The following is a 24,027-nucleotide window of genomic DNA, read 5'->3' on the forward strand; positions in this document are numbered from 1 at the left end:
AAAATTTATCACATAGAGCTTAAGCTTTTAGGATCCATCTTTACCAATGAATCTTTTTGGATAATATCTTTATAAGACATTTGGTGTCCTGGGAATTTTTTCATTTTCCAACCAGCCATATCCTTATTTCCGCCGTACATTGGATCAGCATAAACTCCTTCAATGGTTGCCTTTCTTAATAAAGCAAAAAAGTTACTCGCCGTAGTTGCACCATTAAGTTTTACTTTATCTGCTTCAAAATCTTTTAAAATAGCAATCTGTTGATCGCCTTCAAGCTCATGAAACTTCTTCTTATGTTTCTTCTGTGCAGTATCATTTAAAGCTTGAATTCCAAGATCAAATATTTCATGTCGTTTTAGATGTGTTTGATATCCTAGCTCAGGAACAGAATCAGCTGGAGAAAAAGGACCAGACATATATTCTTTTGTGTTTAATCCCCAGTTCCCTGCTAATTGATGGTCAATATAATAAGCTACATCTAGATCTTTTGCTCCCGGCCCAACATCCGTTTTTGGGAAAATCTGTTCTGCTGCAGCTTCAATTGTCGTAAAATCCTCTTGTTTTGTAAAATACATCAATGCTCTTGACGGATTAGATGAACCAGACATTTCATGGCCACCGCTCATTGTTGATGCTGGTTTTGAACTAGGTTTTTTCCCAATCAGAGAACCTAATGCACCACCGACAATGATTCCACCGACGGTCAATCCGGAATTTTTCAAGAAAACACGTCTTGAACTATCTTGTACACCATTTTGATTTTTTTTATCTGACACACAAAAAACCCCCAATTATCATTACTAAATAATCTGATTTAACAAAAGAATAATCTTAACTCGTTACAATATTGAGTTAAAGCTACTGTTTGTTGGGACTATGGAGTTAGAATTTCATCATTGTGTAAAAATGAAATACTAAATACCTGAATAAAAATTAATTTTTTGTTTCCTTTTTTTCTTCTGATTCAAAAGGCTCTGTTACTTCATCAACAACCTCTTTTGTTGATTTTTTAAATTCTCTAAGGGTATCCCCCACTGCTTTTCCTAGTTGTGGTAATTTAGCAGGTCCGAATAAAATTAATGCAAGAACTAAAATAATAATAAGTCCTGGAACTCCAATTGAACTAAACATGAAAAATTCACTCCTAAAATTAAAATATTATTAATACTATGAATCTCTTACTTTTTTCTTATAAATTGAGCTTGAGCAAATAATGCTAATCTCAAATAAAATAAGTAAAGGAATGCTTACTAATATTTCCGATACAAAGTCAGGTGGAGTTATGGCTGCAGCTATAACAACTAGCACCATATACGCCACTTTTCTGATTTTCCGTAAAAACTTCGGATTTACAATACCAACCTTCGTAAGGAATATGACGATGACAGGCAACTCAAACATAATACTGATTGGAAATATAATTCCAAACATCAGCTTAAAATACTGATTAATTCCATATGTTTCTGTTGCTCCGATTGTCTGATTGATTTTAGTTAAAAATTGAAGCATCATCGGGAACAAGACAAAATAACTAAAAACTACGCCAAGAATAAATAAGAAAAATGAAATCGGAATAAAAATAAATGTACCTTTTTTCTCCTGTTCAGTTAATCCTGGTTTTACAAATTTCCACGTTTGATATAAAGCAACAGGTAAAGTGATTAATACTGAAACAATAAGTGCACATTTTAAATAGATGGTAATTCCGTCTCCAAATCCAAATACATTCCACTCTATATCCACCGCAGATGGTTGATCTTTTATAAAGTTTAAAATGGTAGAAGATACGAAAAATCCTAATATTAAAGAAAGTATAAAAAAAACAATAACGATGATCATCCGTTTTCTTAATTCAGTCAGATGCGAAACAAGTACATGTTCCTGATCATTTTGATGATTTGCCTGTTCCATATTAAATTAGAGCTCACTCCTTTTTAAACGGATAAAAAAATAGTATACTTATATTTAGGAAAACGAAATAACAAAAAACATTATACGCCGATTGAATCGAAAAATCACTAAATCAAGAAAAAAAGTTTTTTAAAGATAATTAACAATTAACAAAAAATTCTTTGCAAGGAGAAATACAATGTCTACTCACAATAAAGCTGAACTTTCTCTCTTCAGTGAAATTCTATTATCAATATTATTAACAGCAAGCCTAGCAATTTATCTTTTCAAAGCCAATGACACATTCCCATGGTTAGCGTTTATAGGGGTCCCAATTGGTTTAGCAGTTATCGTTGCATGTTGGGAGCAGAAGAAAAATAGTTGGGCTCTTTTAATCACAGGTCTAGTATTAAATACCCTTGTATGGTCGGTTGTATTTAATTGGACATCTTTTTTCTAGAAACTACAAAAAAAGAACCTGATCCCCTTTGGGGTCAGGTTCTTCTAATATGTAGCACTTATTTCTTTTGTGATAACCACTCAGCAACACTCTTCGCATCATCCTTAGAAATAAGACCAGCAGGCATTCTTCCATTCTTTCCATTATTAATAATGTTTTCGATCTCACCTTGGTCATACTTAGATCCGATCTTAGCCAGCTCTGGTCCAGCTCCACCTTGTAAGTTATCTCCATGACAAGTGATACAATTTTTCTTAACAATCCCTTCCGGATCACCAGCTGAAGCAGTTGTTCCATGCGCACTAGCATTTGCTGCTGTTTGTGAAGGTTGTGGTCCCTTGTATATAAACAGTACAAATACCAAACATACTAAAAGAACAAGATTGATTACCGAAGAAATCCATGTCTTTTTCATGTTAAAACCTCCTTAATTAAAATATTTAGTATTACGAACTTTCCTATTATAACGCAACAATAATTGGTGCTAAAGAAAAAATAATTTATCAAAAAATTCGTTATACTAAAATAATTAATAAGAAGTAGTGGAAATCTATCGTTCCTGCTTTAAAATTATTTCGATAAACCTTTTTTTAATAAATTTATTTCAATCATATAGTTATTTACCGCCACCTCATAGGGTAGGTCTTTTGCAAAATTATCTACAATATTTCGTAATGTAACTGCCATTATAATTTGCAGTACATGGACTAGCTCCCCGTCATTCGTAATATTCAATTGTTCTTTATCTATAATCGAACTAATTTCTTTAAAATTCCCATTGCTTTCATTATCACTAACCATCTTCTCAAAAGAACGTTCTATTTTGTGCGTCATATTTAAAAAGGCATTCTTTAAAAAATTGAGATCCTCCTCATCTTTAATCATCAATTGATAAAATTCAGCCATTGTATTAAAAATATCGCCATCATATTTATTTAAGAAGAAAATAAATTGTTGCTTCCTACTTTTTGAATGTTCATTTAATAAATAAAAAAAGGCATCCTCTTTGTCTTCGAAATACTGATAAAAACTACCACGAGGAATTCCTGCTGCCTTTACAATATTAGCAATGGAAGCATCAAACAATGGCACTCTTGAAAACTCCTGTTTAGCAGCATGAATTAATGTTTGTTTCTTAATCTCTGGTAAATTAAAAAAAGTTAGTTTCGGCAATTTTTACTCTCCTATTTCTTATCATTTTCCTCATGTATATCATTCGTTAAAAAAGCAGATGGAAGATGGAACTTGTCATCGTTGATTTGAAGCTCCTGCATATTCTCCTCAATCTCAATGCTTTCCTTTAGCTTGTTCATATCATTATGGATTTTTTCCATCTTTTTATCTAGTAAGGCAGATGAATCAGCCGCATGTTTAAGCTCGTCTTTCATTTTTTGTGGTACCTCTTTATTACACTTATAGTATATTTTATGTTCTAAGCTTGCCCAGAAATCCATTGCAATCGTGCGGATTTGAATTTCTACAAAAATATGATCCTCTCTGTCTGACATAAAGATAGGAATCTGGATAATTAAATGTAAACTACGATATCCATTTGGTTTAGGATGTTTGATATAATCCTTACATTCAATAACTGTTATATCCTTTTGTTTCTGTAGCATGTTGCTTATTTCATAAATGTCAGATATAAACGAGCAGGTGATACGAATTCCAGCAATATCCCTAATATTTTCCCTTATACTAGATAACGAGAGAGGACAGCCTTTCTTATAAACCTTTTTTAATATGCTTTCAGGGGACTTGATACGTGATGACACATGTTCAATAGGATTGTAATCATGAATATATTGAAATTCCTGCTTTAAAATATCTATTTTTGTATTTACTTCACTTAATGCAAATTTATAAGACATCATAAAGCGAATTAGATCTTGCTTTAAAGATTTCATTTTTGGCAAATCGATGATTTCTTTTACTTCCATATATTTCTCCTTAATAGTTAATATATTATTAACTTTTTAATCTTCCCGCTCTATTCACTTTTTATACTGGGTCTTTTACACAAGGAGACATTGATCCCCTGTAATTTCAAATCTTCTATCAGCTTCATTAGCTTCTTTAAATATTTATTCTCGTTTTTCATCTTCCCACCTCAATATGACACATTGTCACTTCAATCTATAATTAGAATAAATGACACAGTGTCATTTGTCAATCCCTCACATTTTCTTATCCTTTTTTAAGGATTACTCGTATAAAATTAGTAAATACTTTGACAGAAAGACAATTTTAAGGTAAATTACATAATATACGAACGATTTTAATGATTGATATATATAATATTCGTCTATAGGAGTGTTAACGATGGAAAATGTATTTGATTACGAAGATATTCAATTAATACCCGCAAAATGTATTGTAAATAGTCGATCTGAATGTGATACAACAATTAAATTAGGTGAACATACCTTCAAACTCCCAGTGGTGCCTGCAAATATGCAAACCATTATAGATGAGAACATCGCAATTTATTTAGCAGAAAACGGTTATTTTTATATCATGCACCGCTTTCAGCCTGAGAAAAGAATTGATTTTATTAAAGATATGAAATCACGTGGATTAATTGCCTCCATAAGTGTAGGAGTAAAGGAAGAGGAATATCTTTTCATCCAACAATTAGCTGATGTTAATCTTATACCTGATTATATTACTATTGATATTGCACACGGGCATTCCAATGCTGTAATCGCTATGATTCAACATATTAAGAAGCATTTACCTCAAAGCTTTGTTATTGCTGGAAATGTGGGGACCCCTGAAGCAGTGAGAGAACTAGAAAATGCAGGAGCAGATGCAACAAAGGTTGGAATTGGTCCTGGGAAAGTTTGTATTACAAAAATAAAAACCGGATTTGGAACTGGCGGCTGGCAATTAGCTGCACTAAGATGGTGTGCAAAAGCTGCCAGCAAACCAATTATTGCTGACGGAGGAATTCGTACACATGGCGATATCGCCAAATCAATACGTTTTGGTGCCTCAATGGTCATGATTGGGTCATTGTTTGCCGGTCATGAAGAATCACCTGGAGAAACTATTAACAAAGATGGGAAACTTTATAAAGAATATTTTGGGTCAGCATCAGAGTTTCAAAAAGGTGAGAGAAAAAATGTAGAAGGCAAAAAAATGCTTGTGGAACACAAAGGATCTTTAATCGATACATTAATAGAAATGGAACAAGACCTACAATCCTCTATTTCGTATGCCGGAGGAAATAAACTAGATGCTATTCGAAATGTAGATTATGTAGTCGTTAAGAATTCGATTTTCAATGGAGATAAAGTATATTAACTAGTAAAAGGGACACAGCTCTTGTGTCCCTTTTCTATGCTATTCTAAATTTTTTTGTGATATTTGTTCTCCCTCTTGAAATATATATGACAATAGGATATTTCAAATGAACAGGAGAGAGAATGAATGACAATAACCTCCATTTTAACGGGATGAAATTAGACTGTTGGTTCAAAAAAAGAGGGCTGTCCAATGTTATGTATGAACCCCATAGAAAGAATTGTTTTCATTGCCCTTCTTGGTCAGATAGCTTCTTACCCGCGTAAAATAAACACATGCTCCAACACAGTACACATGTCATATATTCATTTAAATAGGGGAAAAATCACTCCATTCTATCCCTACGATAGAGATCCCTACTCTTATACCCCTCTCTAAGTATCTGCTTCATTTCCTCACGACGTTTTTTCCTAGTCGCTTCTTGCTTTGCACTGTATATATAACGTGCCCAATCCTTTTGATAACCAGGAGTAAGAGATTGATAAAAGGCAAGTAAATCAGGATTATCTTTTAATTCTGTTTCAACTTCTGGAATCATTGCAACATAATCATCTACACACTGGCTCGCTGTAGTCTTTGGCTTTGTTTTCTCTCGAGATGCCTCCTTTAAACCAACAACCGTAAAGACATCATCTAAACCTACCATTCGTGCAAATTTAATATTGCTTGTTCCAATATAGCCCTGATCGTCAGCACCTAATCCACTCAATAACTCATCACGATGGATATAAGTTGGGTATACTTTATTCCCCTTTTTTGGATAAGCCAAAAAGAGATAGCCTTTTTCATTCAAATAATTCCCTTCAATTACTTTGTGTACCATGGCTTGTAATGATTCCATATCTAATACAAAAGCAAAAATAAGATCATAAGTATTATCGTTAAGCTCTATGTTGTAGCCCTTTAGTCCGGATAGATAATCTTTATCTCCAGGCATATTTAAAACTGCTACTTTTGCATATTTAGTTAAATTTAATTTTTCTACAATCGTTTTAGACATCCTCGATTCACCCATTCATTTTATTATTTTGTTGTTCCTATGCTTTTTTTCTATACCATACTTGAAAATATTCAAGATAACAACCGTATTACTTTTCTAGTAGGAATTTTACAAAGAAAGGATCCTGCTATTTCTCAATCTATTAAAAGTTTCAAATATATCGCTAAGTATATACGTAGCTAGAGCCTAGAAATGTATAGATTGTATGTTGAACCCAACAACCCATATGTTTCAAACGGGTAAAATCGACACTAGGTTAGTTGACATAAAGGGGGCTAGCTATTAGAAATGGACAAAAATATCGAGCAATATAACTTTTTAAACTCGATTGAATGGTATACCTTCCTATCGATTAAAAAAGAGGCACAAATTGTGCCTCCCTCATTATCTGTTAAAATTTACCTTTTCCGTACTTTCTCCGAAGGATACAGTTGTTTCACTTGGCTTCGTTTCAGCTATGATCTTGCCATTTCTAAAGGAATATCTGACGGTTGCCTGTTTACGAATGGCTTCATATTCATTTTCTGCAGATAAAACAATAAAATTAGCTGGTTTTCCTTCTTCAATTCCGTAGGCGTCCTCAATTTGTAAAGTCTTTGCACTATTATTAGTAATTAAATCAATGGAGTTTACGATTTGATCATATCCCATTAACTGTGCAGCATGAATCCCCATATGTAATACTTGAAGCATATTTCCTGTTCCTAGTGGATACCATGGGTCAAAGATATCATCATGTCCAAAACAAATATTTAAGCCTGCTTCTTGTAATTCTTTTACTCTCGTTAAACCTCTTCTTTTTGGATACGAATCAAATCTCCCTTGAAGATGAATATTGACTAAAGGATTCGATACAAAATTAATAGAAGAAAGCTTTAATAATCTAAAAAGCTTGTACGTATAAGCATCATTATAAGATCCCATAGCAGTAGTGTGGCTTGCAGTCGTTCGAGCACCTATCCCACGCTCATAAGCCTCTTTGGCAACTACCTCTACAAAGCGGGATTGTTCATCGTCTATTTCATCACAATGAATATCTACTAAACGATCATATTTTTCAGCTAGTTCAAAGGCCTTTTTTAAGGACTCCACACCATATTCACGTGTAAATTCAAAATGTGGAATTCCTCCCACAGCATCTGCTCCCATTTTTAGTGCTTCCTCAAGCAGCTCTATTCCGTTTGGATAAGAAAGAATTCCTTCCTGCGGAAATGCAACGAGTTGAATATCTACATAAGGAGCCATCTCCTCTTTCACTTCAAGCATTGCCTTTAATGCTGTTAAACTGGGATCTGTTACGTCTACATGTGTGCGAACATGTTGAATTCCTTGAGCAATTTGCCATTTCAATGCTGTTTTCGATCTTGTTTTCACATCTTCATGTGTTAATGTTTCTTTTCTTTGTGACCATCTTTGAATCCCTTCAAATAATGTACCGCTTTTATTCCATTCTGGTTCACCAGCAGTTAAGGTCGTATCTAAATGAATATGTGGTTCAATGAAAGGAGGAAGTACAAGAGCCCCTTCTACATCAAAAATTTCATGACCTGAAACATCATCCAATGATTCTGTTACTTTACTAATCTTTCCATCTTGAACAACGATGTTCCAAAGTCCTTCTTTTCCTCTCAGCTTTGCCTGTTTAATAATCATTCATTAGCTCTCCCTTCAATTCTTGTACCTGTTCATTATTCACACGTTTGGATACCAATTTCATTAAAATAAGGTATACAATCGCCGTTCCAATAAGCCCATTAATAGGAGGAATACCCGGTATGAGGTTTGCGGCGGCTACACCTATAATCCATGCAATGATAGCAATCCAATTAACGTTTTTAAATTTCATCGCTTCGAATTTCTTATATTTGCCCCGATTCAATAGGAAATAATCTGCTAAAATAATGGCACCAATTGATGGTAATATCGATCCAAGTATTGTTAAAAATTCAACGAAATTATTATATAACCACATAGCTGCTATTGTTCCGACCAGACCATTAAAAATGACAATTTTCTTTTTTGATATTTTAGTAATATTTGCGAATCCTAAACTTGATGCATATAGAGCATTTTCATTAGTTGTCCAAATATTTAGGCCCAATACGATAATCGCTGGAATGATTAACCCTTGCAGAAACATCACATCAGATATATCTGACTTACCATAAACGATCGCACCGACTGCTCCAAATAGAAACATTAGCGAATTACCAAGAAAAAAGGCAATAACCGTTGAAACAACGCCAGACCGCGGTGACTTAGCAAATCGAGCAAAGTCAGGCGTCAGTGTTCCACCACTAATAAAGGATCCAATGCAAATTGTTAACGCAGTGGCTACTCCCATCACTTCTAAAGGTTGATAGTCCATTAACCCTTGAAATCCACCAGCCTTTTCTGTTGCCTCTAGTACAGAATAGCTTCCTAAGATTGCTATAGATGGCACAGCAACTACACCTAGTATTGCCAAAGCCTTTATTCCATAAATTGCGGTAATCGTCATTAAAATTCCTGAAATAAAAATTAATAAATACACATTCAGACCTGTTGCTTTTTGGACAGGAACAGCAAACATTGCCACACCTACACCAAACCAACCTACTTGAGTAATTCCTAATAAAAGAGAGGATAGATAGGATCCTTTTTCTCCAAAAGCATATCTGGTTAACAAATGGGTGGATAGCCCTGTTTTTGCTGCAATATAGGCTAATGCACCAGTATAAATCCCAAGGATCAAATTACCCGTTAACACAATCCAAATAAATGAAGTAAATGATAAACCGTTCCCTAATGTTCCACCAGACCACATACTAGCTGAGAAAAATGTAAATCCAAGCATAACAGCAAGAATCTTCCAAAAACCATTTCGATGCCCTTTTGGTACAGGCTGTAATGAAAATTCCAAGTCCACTTTTTCCATACGTATTCCCCCAAAGTTGATTTGAAAATGGTCCTTTGAACAAGCCTATAAACTAAAAAAAGGGTTTATTGCCGTCATCTGACAATAAACCCTTCTATTTATAATCAAACAGAAGGGTGTAATCTAATTACACCACTAGTGTTTAATTATAATTTCCGCTGTCCTTGTCAGCCTCTCTGGACTGAATTAAAGGTACCAATATTTCAATTAATCTTATTATGACAATAACTTATTTTGTTGTCAATATACGGTTGCATATCCTATTCATCTTTCAATTCTCTTTCCAATATTTCCACAAATTTTGTTGAAGAAGGTGATAATGGCACACTTTTTAAAGAGCAAACCCCAATGGAGCGTTTTGGGATTTCCTCAATGAGGGGAATTTCATATAACAATCCTTTATTTATATACTCTTGAGAAAATTCTTTTGTCACACATGCTATGCCTAGATTAATTTTGGCAAGTTCTAATAATAAATCATGGGAACCTAATTCAATTTCCGGCGAGATCTGCAATCCTTTTGATAGCATATAATCTTCTACATATTTTCTCGAGTTGGAGTTTCTTTCCAATAATATCAACGGTAGCTTAACTAATTCTTCAAGCCGTTTTGGAGTTGATACAAGATGTTTATAGTCCTTTCCACAAACAAAAATATCATGAATATCAATGCATGATCTAATAAAGAGAGTTGAGTCTTCAAGAGGGAGATTACAAATGACTAAATCTACCTCACCCGATTTCAATAAAGAACATAGCTCTATCGTTGTACCATTTACAATTTTAAATTTAATGTTTGGATATTGATTATGAAACAGTTCAAAATACGGAAGTAAGAAATATCGAGCAATCGTATCACCGACACCAATCCTTAATTCCCCTGTTGTAAGATTTTTAAATTCTAGTATCTTTTCTTCACCAACATTAATTAAATTTATTGCCGAATAAACATACTCAAATAATAAGTTTCCTTCATTAGTCAAAGACACCCCTTTTGGTGTCCGGTTAAACAATCTTGTATCAAGCTCTCTTTCTAATTGCATAATTGCTTGGCTCACAGCTGGTTGGGTCATATATAGGTCTCTTGCAGCCTTTGAAAAGCTTTTGCAACGTGCTACCTTACAAAATACTTTATATAAATCCAATTTACCAATCATTATAAATTCTCCTTATATCTAATATTAAAGATATTAATTTCACTTATAACATTAGAAAGAGGTATATTACAAGTAGGTATTTTCCATTGGCTTTTCATATGTAGATTAAAGCCAAAATATAGATGATATCGTGCTCTTTTCTACTTAAACAATAAGTAAAATTAGGCAGTAGAAAATGTAGCCAAGTTTTTAGAGAGACTTTCAAATACACTTTACTAGGAGAGATTATTTTGGAAAGAGTAGTTGGAACAGTTGTTAGAGGACTTCGTTGTCCTATAATCAACCAAGGTGACAATATTGAAGAAATTGTTGTTGATAGCGTGTTAAAGGCTTCAGAAGTGGAAGGCTTTGCAATTAATGATAAAGATATCGTAACAGTGACAGAGTCTATTGTTGCTCGTGCTCAAGGAAATTATGCAACCATTGATCACATTGCCAAGGATGTTCAAGAAAAATTTGGTGAAGATACAGTTGGTGTTATTTTCCCCATTTTAAGCCGTAATCGTTTTGCTATTGTTTTACGCGGTATTGCAAAGGGAGCAAAGAAAATTGTTCTTATGCTAAGTTACCCTTCTGATGAGGTAGGAAATCATCTAGTAGATCTTGAAATACTTGATGAAAAAGGTGTAAACCCTTGGACTGACGTATTAACAGAAAAAAAATTCAGGGAGTATTTCGGCTACAATAAACACCCATTTACTGGTGTAGATTATATTGATTACTATAAATCATTAATCGAAGAATACGGTGTGGAATGTGAAGTAATTTTCTCAAATAATCCAAAAACAATTTTGGATTATACAAAAAATGTCCTTACTTGTGATATTCATTCTAGATTTAGAACAAAGAGAATTCTAAAAGCAAATGGCGGAGAAAAAATATTTAGCCTAGATAACATCTTATCTAAGTCTATTGATGGTAGTGGATATAATGAAAATTACGGTCTGCTTGGATCAAACAAGTCAACAGAACAAAGTGTGAAGCTTTTCCCACGTAACTGTCAACCAGTCGTTGATAACATCCAACAAGCAATAAAGGAAAAAACAGGTAAAGACGTAGAGGTCATGATTTATGGAGACGGAGCTTTCAAGGACCCAGTCGGTAAGATATGGGAGCTTGCAGATCCAGTTGTTTCACCAGCTTATACAGCAGGATTGAACGGAACACCGAATGAAGTAAAACTAAAATATCTTGCAGATAATAATTTTGCTCACTTAAAGGGCGAAGAATTAAAACAAGCCATTTCACAATACATCGATAATAAAGATTCCGATCTTACAGGGGCAATGGAAGCACAAGGTACTACACCAAGAAAGCTAACTGACCTTATAGGATCATTATCTGATTTAACCTCTGGAAGTGGAGATAAAGGTACACCGATTATCTTTATTCAAGGATATTTCGATAATTATACAAAATAAATCTAGTTACCCGAAGTTGTTGTCTTATAGACAACAACTTTTATCTATTTACAAATTAGTTCAATTGATAGTATTCACAAACCACTTGGCCGACTGCCTTCGCTGCTACTAAAAGTGTATCTTTATCTATATCAAATTTTGGATTAAACTAAGGTTCGGATACTCCCTTTGGAGAGCAAGCGATATAAAAGAAACAAGCTGGGAATTTTTCCGCATAATAGGCAATGTCTTCTGAAGGTGCTAGTACAGGGAATTCCTTTATCTCCTTAATATCTTTATCGTCGTCTATATTTCTTAGACTTTCTGCTACTAAGGCTGTTAGCTCAGGGTTATTATATAATGGTGGATAATCTGGTGTTTAGGTAAGTTCACATTGTACACCAAACTCTTTCTCAATACCTTTAGCCATTCTATTTATTTCCTTTTCCAATATATTCGCTTCAAACTTCATTCTTTTAAACCATTTGATGCAAAATCGTATCTTACTATGTTCTTTAACGAAATAAAAAAGGACCATTCCTCCTACGATTTATTATATCGCGGAGAATTGATCCCATATCTTATATACTTGTGGTTGCTTGTTTCATTTGGTTCATTTCCGTAATTGCTTCTGCATGTTTTGATTCATCAAATTCTTTTTCGCTCTTTGCCACAACAATCGTTGCTACGCCATTTCCAATAAGATTTACGATTGATCTGCCTTCACTCATAAAACGATCAACCCCTAATAATAAGGCTAATCCTTCAATAGGGATAATGTGTAAAGCTGAAAGCGTTGAAGCCAATACAATAAACCCACTACCCGTTACACCTGCTGCGCCTTTTGATGTTAGCATCAGAATCAATATAATAGTTATTTGGTGGCCAATCGTCAAATCAATACCGAAAACTTGTGAAAGAAATACTGTGGCCATTACTAGATAGATAGATGTACCATCTAGATTGAAAGAATAGCCTGTTGGAATAACCAGACCAACTACAGATTTAGAACAGCCAAACTTCTCCATTTTATCCATCATTCTAGGTAGAACAGATTCAGAAGAACTTGTACCTAATACGATTAATAATTCATCTTTAATAAAACGTAGATAATTCCATAAACTAAATCCATATTTCCGACAAATTAAATTTAAAACGACAAAGATAAACAGGAACATTGTAACATAAACTGAGATCATTAGTTTTCCTAATGGAACTAATGATTGAAGACCAAATGTTCCAATGGTATAAGCAATTGCACCGAATGCTCCAATAGGGGCCGCTCTCATAACATATCCAATAATTTTAAAGAATACCTGTGAAATTTTATCAAAGAAGTCGATGACACTTTTCCCTTTTTCACCTAATGCGGCTAAACCAACACCAAATAGGATAGAAAAAAATAGAACCTGCAATATATCCCCTTCTGCAAAGGCACTTACCATACTATGAGGTACAATATGGGTAAGAAAATCAACCCAATTCAATTTTTCTCCATCGCTTGTGTATTGGGAGATATCCCCCTTCGGAAGTTTATCTGGATCCAATCCTGACCCAGGATGTAAAATATTGACGACGAGCAAACCAATGATAAGTGCAAGTGTAGTTACAATCTCAAAATAGATGATTGCTTTTCCTCCTACCTTACCAACCTTCTTCATGTCCCCCATCTTTGCAATTCCTAAAACAATGGTCAAAAATATGATTGGTGCAATGAGCATTTTTACTGCATTTATAAATGTATCTCCAAGTGGCTTCATTTGTTTCCCAACATCAGGCCATACTAAACCAACGATGACCCCAATGAATATAGCAGTTAAAACTTGGACGGTTAAATTTTTATATATGCGCTTCCCCTTCATCGTATACATCCCTTCTCTGAAAATTGAATTTTCTTGTAAGTTGATGATAACGCTTTCTTTGTTAACGAGGAAGTTTGTGTTCATATAGGACATTTTGGTCTTTTTGGTCTTAAGATAGCTGTCTAATTCATAACATATCGGTTAACTGGTCGACCTACACTGCCATATTGTACATCTAAACGAATGACCCCTGTTTTTTCTAGATAGTCTAAATAACGTCGAGCAGTCACACGCGCAATACCAACAGCAGTTGCCACTTCTTCCGCTGACTTTGATACACTTTCTCCTTTCATAAAGGTTGTAATTTGTTGCAATGTGAACATATTTAATCCCTTTGGGAGGGTACCACTGCTCCTAGTTTCTTGGCGGACATTCATCATCGCGTCCAATTCCTCTTGAGAAAATGTCTTACTTTTATTCAATGAGTTTTTATAAAAGCGATAGTTCTCTAATGATTTCTTCATTCTTTCAAACTTAAATGGTTTAATGATATAATCTATTGCACCGTTCTGAAGCATACTATTAATGGTTTCATTATCCTTGGCAGCAGACACAACGATGACATCAATATCCCATTTCTGTTTTCTGAATTCTTGTAATGTATGAATCCCATCTAACTTAGGCATAAAAATATCCAAAATGACGACATCAATATCTTTATTTGAAGCTATTCGAAGCCCTTCTTCGCCATCACCAGCTTGTCCTACTATTTCAAAGCCATCAATACTTTCAATAAAACTTTTATTCACTTCACGTACCATTGGATCATCTTCTATTAACAGTACTTTGATTGTTTTATTTGACATTTATCAAACACCTACTCCCATAGGAAAAGTAATTGTGAAGCTTGTCCCTTCCCCTGATACTGATGTAACCATTATATCTCCATTTCCTTTATCAACCGCTTGTTTAATTAAATATAGGCCGATTCCAGAACCATTTTTTTTATTTCTCGTAAAACCTTTTTCATATATATGAGGAAGATCACTTTCTGGGATTCCACATCCATTATCCTCTATTAAAATGGCACAAATATCTTCAGACTGCTCAATACTGATCTCAACTTTTTTCACGTTTCTTTCAATATGCATAAATGAGCCAAAGGCATTTTCAATTAAATTACCTAAGAGCACAACAAAATCATGCTGGTCAATCTGATATGGGAAGGTAGTTAAATAGCTGTTAGGATCAATTGAAACCTCTATTCCCAATTCTCTTCCTCTTCTTATTTTACTTAATAATAGTCCGGCAATCGCATCATTTTTAATTGAATCCTTTAAAAATTGATCTAAATTCTCTTGTTTAGTTGAGGTTTCAAAAGCTAATTCCAATGCTTTCTCCGACTTGCCAAGCTGAATTAAACCAGCAATTGTATGTAATTTATTCATATGTTCATGATTTTGAACTCTTAATGCATCAACAAAATTCCTTACTCCGGTTAATTCTTCAGCCATCTTTACTACTTCTGTGCGATCTTGACAGATAGCTACAGCTCCTACAACGCGATTGTCTATCAATACAGGAATTCTACTACTAACAATCGTTTTCCCACTAACAATAATGGTTTCATTAAATACTGCTTGATTATTTTCAACAATTTCAGGAAGCCGTGTGTCATTCAATACACTTCTAATTGGTTTGCCAACTACATCACCAACAACGGAAAAAATCGCCTTAGCCCTCTCATTAAAAATAGTAATGATTTCATTATAATCAATGGCAATTACCCCTTCATGCATTGAATGAAAGGTGGCTGTTCTTTCATTTAAAATACGGACAATCTCATGTGGCTCCAAATGAAACATTTGCTGTTTAATATGACGTGCAAGCAGAAATGATCCAACTAGCCCTACTGATAATGTAAGAACGGTGATAATAAGCATTTCCTTTTTTAAGTCAGTAAAAATCTCGAAAAATGATGGTAACCTATGACCAACAACAACGACCCCAATCTGGTTCAAATCTGGATCCTTAACTGGAAAAAAGGCTCTTAGAAATGTACCAACCTCACCACGTGCTTTTGAAATATAATTATGTTCCGCAAATGCTGCTTCTTCATCATTAGTTGTAGAAGCCGTCCCTAATAGTTTATTTACCGGATGTGAGTAACGAACCCGATTCATATTCATCACGACAATATAATCCTCTTCATTTATCAACCGAATCTCTTCGATCAAAGGATTTAATCGCTCCCAACCATCAGGTGCTTGAACCTCTTTTTTTACATCCGAAAGCTCCGCTACAGTTCTAGCGGTATTCATAATACTTGTTTGTATTTCCTGTTCCTTTGTTTTTTGAATATCAGCAATTAAGAAGGTCCCGCCTACTAGTAAAGAAAAAACGACGATGGCATAAGATAAAATGGTCATTTTCCAACGAATAGGTAATTGCTTTAATTTCATTTGTCATCACCTTCTATCACCGATATGATAAATTCTTCTTTTTTATAGTAAAATTCTATAAAGGGGCAATTTTTCAAACAATTAAGGAGGAAAAGTCATATGAGAAAATGGATGGTACTTTTATTTTCAATTTTGATTGTCATCTTTATTTTCCTACTTGGTATGAAATACATTTTTCCTCATGATAAACTGGTTCATGATTCTGAACAAGAAGGATTAAACGAGCAAATTGTTCTTAAGTTTAGCCACGTGGTCGCTGAAAACACCCCAAAAGGGCTGGCTGCTAAAAAATTTGCGGATATTGTCTATAAAAAATCCGATGGAAAAATTAGAGTAGAAGTTTTTCCAAACGGGATGCTGTATTCCGATATTGAGGAAATCAGTGCATTGAAGGAAAATAAAATTCAAATTATCGCTCCTTCTACATCAAAGCTTGGATCCTTATCTAGTAAATGGGGGGTACTTGATTTACCATTTGCCTTTCCTAATTATGAAGCTGTTCAGAAAGGTTTAAACGGGAAAATTGGCCATCTGTTATTACAATCATTAGAAAAGGACCAAATGAAAGGGCTAGCCTACTGGACAAATGGTTTTAAACAATTCACATCCAATAAAGGACCGATCATTTTTCCTAATGATATAAAAGGACAAACCTTTCGAATTATGCAAAGTCAGGTTTTAAAATCTCAATTCGACCAACTTGATGCAAAATCAATTCAACAAGCATTTGATATTACTTTTCAATCCTTACAATCCGGAGAGATTGATGGAGAAGAAAACACATTATCAAATATCTATTCAAAGAAATTTTATAATCTTCAAAGGTATTTGACAATCAGTAATCACGGCTATCTAGGCTATGTTGTTTTAATGGATCAATCATTTTGGAATAAGCAATCGGAACAAACTCAACAGATTTTAACTGAGGCAATGGCAGAAACAACTGCCTGGAACCAACAACAAGCAGAAAAATTAAATGAAGAGCAGCTTCAGCTCATTCGAAAAAAATCTTCTATTCAAATACATGAATTAACCGATGAGGAAAGAAAAGTGTGGACAAAAAAGCTATATCCGTTATATGACAAACTAGCTCCGATTATAGGTAAAGACTTAGTAGAGGAAATGAAAAAACTTAGGGATCAGTACGATCATTAAACATCCAATAAAGGGAGAAGAGCGATCGATCCCCTTACTGGATTGGATAAAAATTGAGGGATTTATTTCTTTTCTTTATCAACTTTGGAAGAACGACGTCCAATACTTAATACATAATAACTGATGACTACAAGAGCTAAGAAAATAATCCCTACGACAAGTGATACTCGTGTATCATCATTAAACCACATACCTATTAAAACCATTATTAAAAAGGCAATCGTTACATAGTTTGTAAAAGGAGCAAAAGGCATCTTAAATGGATGGTTTACCATTTCTGCTCCCTTTTCCTTCCTGAATCGAATTTGACTAATTAAAATAACAAACCATGGCACCATACCGGGAAGCACACTAGCACTATATACATAGACAAATAGATTCTCAGGGGCAATATAACTAAGAACCACACCAATCGCTAAGCCTAGCATAACACCGACTGTTCCGTATATGGGCACCCCACTACTTGTTACCTTTGTAAACACTTTTGGTGCTTGTCCATTCACTCCTAGCGTATAAAGCATACGTCCGGCACTAAATATCCCACTATTACAGCCAGACATTGCTGCTGTAATGACAACAAAGTTGATAATACCAGCAGCGGCAGTAATCCCTACCTTCGCAAATGTGGCAACAAACGGACTGCCGATTGAATTCAACTGATCCCATGGATAAACAGTTACAATCACAAAAATTGCACCAATATAAAAAATTAATATACGCCATATCAGACTTTTAATAGCCTTTGTTAGTGTTTGCTGTGGATTTTTTGCTTCACCGGCTGTAATCCCTATAAGTTCAACTCCTTGATAAGAAGCAATGACAAGAGATAGTGCAAAGAAGAAGCCAGACCAGCCACCAGTAAAAAAACCTTCATGTTTCCATAAGTTCTCTAAGCCAATGGCGTTCCCTCCATTACCTAAACCAAAGAAAATCAGACCAAATCCTGCGACAATCATCAATACAATCGTAATAATTTTAATCATTGCAAACCAAAATTCTATTTCTCCGAAGGATTTGACAGAAATCAGGTTTGCGGCACCAAGAATCAGCATGGCAATTATACCTGGTATCCAGCCAGGTAGATCCGGAAACCAATACTGCATATACTGCCCAACCGCAATGATTTCTGACATCCCAACAATGACCCACTGAAACCAATTGCTCCATGCAGTTAAATACCCCGCCAGTGGATGAATATATTTATGTCCAAAGGTCGCAAATGATCCAGTACTAGGCTCTACATACAGCATTTCTCCCATAGCACGCATGACCAAATAAATAAATATCCCCGAAATAGCGTAGGCAAACAATACAGATGGCCCTGTCCATTTAATCGTACTGGCTGACCCCATAAATAAACCAACACCAATGGTACCCCCTAACGCTATCATTTGGATATGACGAGCTTCTAAACCTCTTTTTAACTCTTTGTTTGCCATTTGAATCCTCTCTCCCTTTAAAAAGCTTTACGTGCTGTCATTCATTTTTTGATATCACTTATTTAAAGATTTGAAGAAGTCTTATGAATAGCCACTTGCTTTAAATAATTATCTTAAACATTCAAATCGTTTATTCTATAATAATAATTAACAACCAAAAATACAATTGTATTTTCTAGAAAAACAGTTTTGTTAATAAATATATATCCGAACAATATTTTAATATTATTTCAAAATATCCTAAATATTATTTTAATATTTTAAGTGAATTTGAGCATAGTAAAAAGCTGCAGAAAAAAAATTCCCCGCAGCTTTTGTGTTCGATTATTAGTTGACTACCTAAAAATCCTTAGCCTCATATATTTTTATCGTTGCTAGCCAAGAAAATATAAAGACGATGATTGTAATTGCAAAACCTGCAATCGTTAACTGAGTAATTGTAAATTGATTAAGAAATAATTGAAACACTTCTATATTACCTTTTAAAGCATACATCGCCATTTGCCCAAAAATAATAAATCCAAAAATAACAATCATAAGGATGATCCTCGTGTATTTTTCCCCAAATTTATATAATATTGGAAAATACAGAGCCGAAAATAAAAGGATGATTACCATACTCAACACTAATTGATTTGCATTTGGTAGCGGCTTATCATATGCATCCAATATAAAATAAAATATCATTTGAAATAGTGTCGCTAATACTGTCGCAAATATTCCAAACAAAATAGCCCCAACATATTTGGAAGAGATAATACTTTTACGATGAATAGGCAAGCTATTTAACATAATATGCGAATTGCTACGATCTTCAAAACTCCCTGTACTGGAAATGAAAATGATTCCTGCAAATGATATGGCCATTACAGGAGGGTTCTCTAAAAAATAAAATAAGGCTATAAATCCTGCAATCAGTAATAACATCTTTTTCAACATAAGAATATCTTTTAAAATCAATGAGTACATGACAAATTCCCCTTATCTGTATAGTACATAATATCCTCAAGGCTAGGCTTTTCAATTAAAACCTCATCGCCGAAAAGATTCATTGTTTTCTTCACATTACTAGTTAATGCTTCAAAACCAACACCTGTCTTCCGAATACTAACAAACTCTTTTTCTGTATCTCTATCTAATAAATCATTTTTCCCTTTGACTATCCCATATTCAGCAAGTAGTTCCTCACGTTCCTTTGAAAATAAAATTTGTCCCTTATGGATATAAGTAATATAATCAGCAATTCGATCCAGATCGGTAGTTATATGAGTGGAAAAGAAAATCGTTTTTTGTTCATCTAACATAATTTCATGTAAAATTTCTAATATTTCTCTTCTAAATACAGGATCTAGTCCAGAGGTTGGCTCATCCATTACTATAAATTCTGGATCATGACTAATAGCGAATACGATGGCCAATTTCATTTTCATTCCTTTGGAAAAGCTTTTAACCTGCTGTTTCTCCGGTAAACGAAATTGGTCGACATATTTATAAAAAAGGTCATCATTCCATTTCGGGTACATCGGGGCAATGATTTTCCTTAGTTCTTTAATGGTTAAAGTATCATAAAAGCAATTCTCATCATACACAAAACCAATACGACTTTTAATCTCTTGATTATATTTGTTTTGATCAAGTCCGAAAATCGTAATGTCACCACTATCCTTTTTTAATAGATTCATGAGTAGCTTAATGGTTGTACTTTTTCCAGCACCATTAGAGCCAATGAACCCCGTAATATACCCCTTTTTAATAGAAAAGGTTACATCTTTTAACGAAAAATCTTTAAAGGATTTTGATACATGATTAAATTCAACTACATTCGTCATTCTGGATCATCCCCATACAATATATTAATCAATTCAATGAGCTCTTCTTTCGAAAAATGAATAAGTTTACTTTCGTCAATAATTTCACATATTTTTTCTTCAATAATTTTTAAGCGTCGTTCTTTTAACAACTCTTGATTTTGACTAGCAATAAATGATCCCTTACCAACAATTGAAACGATAAATCCTTCATTTTCTAGCTCTTCATAGGCTCGTTTCGTTGTAATCACACTTACTTGCAAATCTTTTGCTAATTGGCGAATAGACGGAAGAGAATCTCCTTCCAGTAACTCTCCTTTTAGTACAAGCTCTTTAATTTGCTTAATGATTTGTTGATAAATGGGATCTTTAGATGTATTTGATATAATTATATCCATTTATTTTTCAGCACCTTATATACCGTATATATATAATATATACACTATATACACATCCGTCAATATCCTTTTTCTCGATTTTGCTTGATTAACAACCCACTACTGGCTTTTACAAAAGAAACAAACTATACGAAGCTGGGGAATTTAACTGTACCGAATCGTAATAGTTTTTGAAAAATGAACGTCAAAAAAATAGGAAGATCAACATCGATCCTCCATCATGTTCGAAGTTTATATCTGCCTATCTTTCTTCATGCAGTCATTGGAATATTTCATTATTGCTGTTCCTTTTTCTTTACCAATTTATCTTTATCTTGGGTACCTGGCGGCTGCTCCAACCATGCGTATTTAATCATAATATCTGCTCCATCTTTCGCATATTGTGCAATTTCAAGTGATAGCCTTTCGTAATTTATTATAAGATCACTTCTCTGACTTGCTGCGGCAGCAGTAGCATAATTTCCCGTCCCTGTTGCACTTAACAGGCTCATATGAAACATCGTTAGCTTATCTGAGAACGGAGGGGTGATCGAATCAGTAATACTAATATCCGATGATACGGGTGGTTGAATACCGTTACTAAGCAACGCTTTTGTAAAAACCTGAATGTGCTTTTCTGATATATCTCTACCTCTTAGCATCCATTGTTGAATATCCTTTCTGGGTGAGCCTTGAGCAAAACTAGTTGCTAGCTTTGCTCCCATCAAATTGGTTTGAATATTCGTATATAAATGGGCGATTTCAACTGAATTTAATGGGCGTTGTTTGCTAAAAAAGGAAAAGCCACTTAAATATTTATGGGTATCTACATAATCTGTTTTTGAAGGATAAGCTATAAAAGGAGCTCTTACAAATATACCTTTCGATAAGGAGATCTCTGAACTTTTATCAAAAAGGTCGGATGTTTCCTTAAGCCCCTCCCTAAAATAATCTCTAATATCTTTTCTTGCAGACATCGCACAAAATCCACTATATGCAAGTAAACCAGCTTTACCCATATTTAGTATATATGTAAGCATGAACATGTCAGTATATAGCTTTGGGGCATTCAGATTAACATCTTCACTTGTAAAACCTATAGGTAATGGAATTTGTTCCTGCTGAAAAATTTCCTTCAACTTTTCAATATGGGCAGATGATAAGTCATAAGCAAATTGAACAACAGAACGAATTTCCTTATCTTCAACATGCTGCAAAAAATAACCTAGTATACATTTTGACAAACTATCGTTCATATATCCTGTCCAAATACTAGCGATCTCGGCAGATGTCAACTTTATCTTTTCATTAGCCATGTGTACATTGCCCCTTACATATTTGTTATCGATATTATTTCCTTTCTTTTAATAAATATGTAAAATTATGCAAGTTAAGATGTTAAGGGAATAAAAAAAGTAGAGACAAATTGTCCCTACTTAAAGTTCTAAATATGAATTTCAAGTGTTGTCCCATGACCAACTTCGCTGTTGATCGTAATTTCTCCCTCATGGGCTTTAATAATATCATTAGCTATCGCCATTCCTAGTCCTGAGCCTTTATGTGCCATTCCCGTATTGGTTCCACGGTAATAACGATCAAAGATTCTGTTCAGCTCGGCCTTCTTTATCCCTTTACCATTATCTTTTATTACAATATGCGTGTGTTCTGCTCTTTCAATACTTACAATGATTTTTACTTCTCGTTCATTATGGACAATGGCATTATAAATTAAATTATTGATCGCTCTATGAAACAGAGTTTCATCCACCTCAAGCATGATTTTCTCTTCTTTTACATGAAACTGGATATCTCGATCGGAATATTTCGGATCATTTAATATGTCAATCACAATATTACGCAGTAATGTCACGATATTTATCCGCTTTTTATTTAACGAAAGTTCTTTATTCCTAATTCGTGTCGTTAAATTTAAATCTTCAATTACCTCTTTAATATAATGTGATTTCGTTTCAATAATCTCTGCATATTCCCTTATCTCCTCCATGGTAAAGTCATATTCTGGATCCTTTATCATTTCAGCATAGCCTTGAACTGAGGACAGCGGGGTCTTTATATCGTGCGAAATATTTGCTATCCATTCTTCTTTCATTGTATCTAATTTATTTCTTTCTATTTCATTCACTTTTAATTGGTCGGATAAATGGTTTAAATTATCAAATACATTTTTATAAATTCCTTTAGGTTGATCATTTATATAGAATTCATTATTTGCTAGCCTTTTTATCCCATCCATTAAAGTATATAATGGCTGGGTTAGACGCTTACTGAAAAAATACCCGACCAATAAAGCAATAAGAATATCAATGATAATTATAAAAGTTCCTGATTTAAAGACATGAAAAATATTTCCAAGGTCCAATGAGACAATAACTTTATTTAATCTAGGATTGTCAATTCCAATAAAGTAACTGTATATTCTACCATTTTCTTTTCTTTCTCCTAAATAAACAGTCGTATTCGCATCAATTTCCCTATACTTATACATTTGAATAATTTCAGAAGGAGTGTATTTCTTCTTAATTTTTTCTGGCTCTTTATAACCATAAATTTCTTTGCCATTTTCGTCTAATATTTGTATCCAAGCCTTCTTTTTATTAAGCTCTTTTTTTCCCTTTTCGGTAATTGACACGTCAGAATTCGAGACGACTATGTTATTTTGAAACTGTCTAGTAAATTGTTCAGGAGAAGATTCCTTTTCTTGTAATAAAGGTATGTCAAAAATTGACTGAACCACGAGCAAGGTTAAAGCAATAGCAATATTAATGAAAACTACTAGGATAACAACCAATACAACCGATAACAAATACCTTCCCGTCAGCTTCCATTTCATGAA

At 34.0% G+C, this 24,027-nt stretch carries 23 protein-coding genes; 4 read left to right on the top strand and 19 right to left on the bottom strand.

Annotated features, from left to right (window positions below; genetic code table 11):
• Nucleotides 1–8: 8 nt before the first annotated feature.
• The 3 genes from NST63_RS25890 to tatC form a co-directional block, all read right to left on the bottom strand.
• Nucleotides 9–776 carry a gluconate 2-dehydrogenase subunit 3 family protein gene (locus NST63_RS25890; RefSeq protein WP_212944983.1) on the bottom strand — a complete coding sequence of 256 codons (768 nt, stop codon included), beginning with the start codon at nt 774–776 and terminating at the stop codon, nt 9–11.
• A 157-nt stretch (nt 777–933) separates the two neighbouring features.
• Nucleotides 934–1,131, bottom strand: a complete 198-nt coding sequence (gene tatA / locus NST63_RS25895) for a twin-arginine translocase TatA/TatE family subunit (RefSeq protein ID WP_212944982.1) — start codon at nt 1,129–1,131, stop codon at nt 934–936.
• A gap of 36 nt (nt 1,132–1,167) precedes the next feature.
• Nucleotides 1,168–1,911: a twin-arginine translocase subunit TatC gene (tatC, locus tag NST63_RS25900; protein WP_212944981.1), complete on the bottom strand. Its 744-nt coding sequence runs from the start codon at nt 1,909–1,911 to the stop codon at nt 1,168–1,170.
• A 178-nt stretch (nt 1,912–2,089) separates the two neighbouring features.
• Here tatC and NST63_RS25905 point away from each other — a divergent pair, with 178 nt between their 5' ends.
• The gene (locus NST63_RS25905) at nt 2,090–2,350 is read left to right on the top strand and encodes a hypothetical protein (protein WP_058006120.1); all 261 of its coding nucleotides are present in this window, start codon (nt 2,090–2,092) and stop codon (nt 2,348–2,350) included.
• 58 nt (nt 2,351–2,408) lie between these two features.
• Here the strand turns inward: NST63_RS25905 and NST63_RS25910 are convergent, their stop codons facing one another.
• The 3 genes from NST63_RS25910 to NST63_RS25920 form a co-directional block, all read right to left on the bottom strand.
• Nucleotides 2,409–2,765, bottom strand: coding sequence for a c-type cytochrome (locus NST63_RS25910; protein WP_212944980.1), 357 nt, complete (start codon nt 2,763–2,765; stop codon nt 2,409–2,411).
• A gap of 155 nt (nt 2,766–2,920) precedes the next feature.
• Entirely contained in the window at nt 2,921–3,523 is a 603-nt protein-coding gene (locus tag NST63_RS25915; protein WP_212944979.1) for a TetR/AcrR family transcriptional regulator, read from the bottom strand.
• 11 nt (nt 3,524–3,534) lie between these two features.
• Nucleotides 3,535–4,290: a GTP pyrophosphokinase gene (locus NST63_RS25920; RefSeq protein ID WP_212944978.1), complete on the bottom strand. Its 756-nt coding sequence runs from the start codon at nt 4,288–4,290 to the stop codon at nt 3,535–3,537.
• Between the two features lie 382 nt (nt 4,291–4,672).
• Here NST63_RS25920 and guaC point away from each other — a divergent pair, with 382 nt between their 5' ends.
• Nucleotides 4,673–5,656, top strand: coding sequence for a GMP reductase (guaC, locus tag NST63_RS25925; protein WP_212944977.1), 984 nt, complete (start codon nt 4,673–4,675; stop codon nt 5,654–5,656).
• 325 nt (nt 5,657–5,981) lie between these two features.
• On the opposite strand, the gene NST63_RS25930 is transcribed toward guaC, so the two are convergent.
• The 4 genes from NST63_RS25930 to NST63_RS25945 form a co-directional block, all read right to left on the bottom strand.
• Nucleotides 5,982–6,656: a YdeI/OmpD-associated family protein gene (locus NST63_RS25930; protein WP_341044081.1), complete on the bottom strand. Its 675-nt coding sequence runs from the start codon at nt 6,654–6,656 to the stop codon at nt 5,982–5,984.
• Between the two features lie 384 nt (nt 6,657–7,040).
• Nucleotides 7,041–8,309, bottom strand: coding sequence for a cytosine deaminase (locus NST63_RS25935; RefSeq protein ID WP_212944975.1), 1,269 nt, complete (start codon nt 8,307–8,309; stop codon nt 7,041–7,043).
• Nucleotides 8,299–9,573, bottom strand: coding sequence for a cytosine permease (gene codB, locus NST63_RS25940; protein WP_341044083.1), 1,275 nt, complete (start codon nt 9,571–9,573; stop codon nt 8,299–8,301). The genes NST63_RS25935 and codB overlap by 11 nt, the downstream gene beginning before the upstream one ends.
• Before the next feature lie 260 nt (nt 9,574–9,833).
• The gene (locus tag NST63_RS25945; protein ID WP_212944973.1) at nt 9,834–10,730 is read right to left on the bottom strand and encodes a LysR family transcriptional regulator; all 897 of its coding nucleotides are present in this window, start codon (nt 10,728–10,730) and stop codon (nt 9,834–9,836) included.
• Between the two features lie 230 nt (nt 10,731–10,960).
• On the opposite strand from NST63_RS25945, the gene NST63_RS25950 reads away from it, so the two are divergent.
• A complete protein-coding gene (locus NST63_RS25950) occupies nt 10,961–12,151 on the top strand; it encodes a coenzyme F420-0:L-glutamate ligase (protein ID WP_212944972.1) in 1,191 nt (396 codons plus the stop codon).
• Nucleotides 12,152–12,711: 560 nt separating this feature from the next.
• Here the strand turns inward: NST63_RS25950 and dctP are convergent.
• From dctP to NST63_RS25965, 3 genes are all read right to left on the bottom strand, one after another.
• Nucleotides 12,712–13,992, bottom strand: a complete 1,281-nt coding sequence (gene dctP, locus NST63_RS25955; RefSeq protein ID WP_212944971.1) for a C4-dicarboxylate transporter DctP — start codon at nt 13,990–13,992, stop codon at nt 12,712–12,714.
• 122 nt (nt 13,993–14,114) lie between these two features.
• Nucleotides 14,115–14,798 carry a response regulator gene (locus NST63_RS25960; protein WP_212944970.1) on the bottom strand — a complete coding sequence of 228 codons (684 nt, stop codon included), beginning with the start codon at nt 14,796–14,798 and terminating at the stop codon, nt 14,115–14,117.
• A 3-nt stretch (nt 14,799–14,801) separates the two neighbouring features.
• A complete protein-coding gene (locus tag NST63_RS25965; protein ID WP_341044084.1) occupies nt 14,802–16,394 on the bottom strand; it encodes a sensor histidine kinase in 1,593 nt (530 codons plus the stop codon).
• Between the two features lie 99 nt (nt 16,395–16,493).
• On the opposite strand from NST63_RS25965, the gene NST63_RS25970 reads away from it, so the two are divergent.
• Complete coding sequence (locus NST63_RS25970) at nt 16,494–17,549, top strand: DctP family TRAP transporter solute-binding subunit (protein ID WP_341044085.1); 1,056 nt, start codon at nt 16,494–16,496, stop codon at nt 17,547–17,549.
• Between the two features lie 62 nt (nt 17,550–17,611).
• On the opposite strand, the gene NST63_RS25975 is transcribed toward NST63_RS25970, so the two are convergent.
• The 6 genes from NST63_RS25975 to NST63_RS26000 all read right to left on the bottom strand — a co-directional run bounded on the left by NST63_RS25975 (nt 17,612) and on the right by NST63_RS26000 (nt 24,024).
• The gene (locus tag NST63_RS25975; protein WP_341044086.1) at nt 17,612–18,988 is read right to left on the bottom strand and encodes an amino acid permease; all 1,377 of its coding nucleotides are present in this window, start codon (nt 18,986–18,988) and stop codon (nt 17,612–17,614) included.
• Nucleotides 18,989–19,327: 339 nt separating this feature from the next.
• Entirely contained in the window at nt 19,328–19,957 is a 630-nt protein-coding gene (locus NST63_RS25980) for an ABC-2 transporter permease (protein ID WP_212944966.1), read from the bottom strand.
• Nucleotides 19,945–20,817: an ABC transporter ATP-binding protein gene (locus NST63_RS25985; RefSeq protein ID WP_058005075.1), complete on the bottom strand. Its 873-nt coding sequence runs from the start codon at nt 20,815–20,817 to the stop codon at nt 19,945–19,947. The genes NST63_RS25980 and NST63_RS25985 overlap by 13 nt, the downstream gene beginning before the upstream one ends.
• Nucleotides 20,814–21,194: a GntR family transcriptional regulator gene (locus tag NST63_RS25990; RefSeq protein ID WP_058005076.1), complete on the bottom strand. Its 381-nt coding sequence runs from the start codon at nt 21,192–21,194 to the stop codon at nt 20,814–20,816. Before NST63_RS25990 ends, NST63_RS25985 begins: the two co-directional genes overlap by 4 nt.
• A gap of 275 nt (nt 21,195–21,469) precedes the next feature.
• Nucleotides 21,470–22,489 (bottom strand): DUF3231 family protein, encoded by a 1,020-nt coding sequence (locus NST63_RS25995; protein WP_212944964.1) that lies wholly within the window; start codon nt 22,487–22,489, stop codon nt 21,470–21,472.
• A 128-nt stretch (nt 22,490–22,617) separates the two neighbouring features.
• Nucleotides 22,618–24,024, bottom strand: a complete 1,407-nt coding sequence (locus NST63_RS26000) for a sensor histidine kinase (RefSeq protein ID WP_212944963.1) — start codon at nt 24,022–24,024, stop codon at nt 22,618–22,620.
• Nucleotides 24,025–24,027 lie beyond the last annotated feature (3 nt).

The sequence above is a fragment of the Heyndrickxia sp. FSL W8-0496 genome, from assembly GCF_038007825.1.
Taxonomy (GTDB): Bacteria; Bacillota; Bacilli; order Bacillales; family Bacillaceae_C; genus Heyndrickxia; species Heyndrickxia oleronia.